The organism is Acidiphilium sp. PM, from assembly GCF_000219295.1.
Taxonomy (GTDB): domain Bacteria; phylum Pseudomonadota; class Alphaproteobacteria; order Acetobacterales; family Acetobacteraceae; genus Acidiphilium; species Acidiphilium multivorum.
The window spans coordinates 1-1,271 of sequence record NZ_AFPR01000314.1 but is presented as its reverse complement, the minus strand read 5'-3'; the positions used below and the strand labels follow the sequence as shown (position 1 = coordinate 1,271).

The window sequence follows — 1,271 nt, the reverse complement described above, 5'->3', positions numbered from 1 at the left end:
CCCTCGATCACCTCGTGCAGGAACACGACGCTGCCCCGCCACGACTTCACCCGCATCGTGCAGGGCCGCAGCCGCGGCAGCGCTGCGCCGAGCTGCACCAGGTCGTGGAAATGCGTGGCAAAGATGCTGCGGCAGCGAATGGAGCCGTGCAGCGCCTCCAGCACCGCCTGGGCGATCGCGAGCCCGTCCTGCGTGCCGGTGCCGCGGCCGATCTCATCGATGATGACGAAGCTGCGCGGCCCCGCCTGGTTGAGGATGGACGCGGTCTCGATCATCTCGACCATGAAGGTCGAGCGCCCGGCGGCGAGGTCGTCGGCAGCACCCACGCGGGAGAACAGCCGGTCCACCAGCCCGATCCGCGCCTGCTCCGCCGGCACCGGCAGCCCGGCCTGGGCGAGAATGATGACCAGCGCGTTCTGCCGCAGGAAGGTGGACTTTCCGGCCATGTTCGGCCCGGTCAGCAGCATCAGCCGCCGCTCGGGCGAGAGGTCGGCATCGTTGGCGATGAAGCGCGTTCCCGCGGGCAGCGCCGCCTCGACCACCGGATGCCGCCCGGCGATGATGCTGAACGCCGCATCCTCGGAAAGCTCAGGGGCGCACCAGCGCCCGCTTTCGGCCAGCGTCGCCGCCGATTGCAGCGCATCGAGCCGCGCCAGCGCCGCCGCGCATTCCGCCAGCGCCGCCTCCTCGCGCATCACCGCGGCGAGCAGATGGTCAAGCACCAGCGCCTCCCGCGCCGCCGCCCGCTCATGCGCCTCGGCGATCCGCCGGTCGAGGTCCGACAGTTCGGGGTGGGTGAACCGCGCCGCCGAGGCCAGGCCCTGCCGTAGGATCAGCTCCGGAAACGCCCGCAGCGCCTCGACCGCCGCGGCTGGCGCCTCCAGCACATAGCCGAGTTGGCTGTGATGCCGCACCTTGAGGCTGGCGACGCCATAGCGCGAGGCAAGCTCGGTCTGCAGCGCCGCAATCACCTGCCGCGTATCGTCGCGGAGCCGGCGCTCGCCGTCGAGTTCGCCGTCGAACCCCGCGCGGATCGCCGGCGCATCCCCAATCCGCGCCGGCGGTGTTTCGACCAGCGCGGCCTCCAGCAGCGGCCCCAGTTCCGGCCCGGCGGCGAGCTTCGCGAGGTCATCCGCCAACGGATGCGCGGGATCGGCGGCAACCGCAGGCGCCAGCCCCTCGGCCACCGCGCGCGCGGCGGCGAGTGAATCCCGCATCTGGCCCAGATCGCGCGGCGACAGCCGGCCCGCCTTCCGCCCCGCCAGGCCGAG

General features: G+C 72.8%; 1 protein-coding gene. It reads right to left on the bottom strand.

All coding sequences use genetic code 11. From position 1 onward, the window contains the following. Positions 1-1,271: DNA mismatch repair protein MutS (gene mutS, locus APM_RS12020; protein ID WP_007423652.1), on the bottom strand; the 1,271-nt coding region annotated here is incomplete at both ends.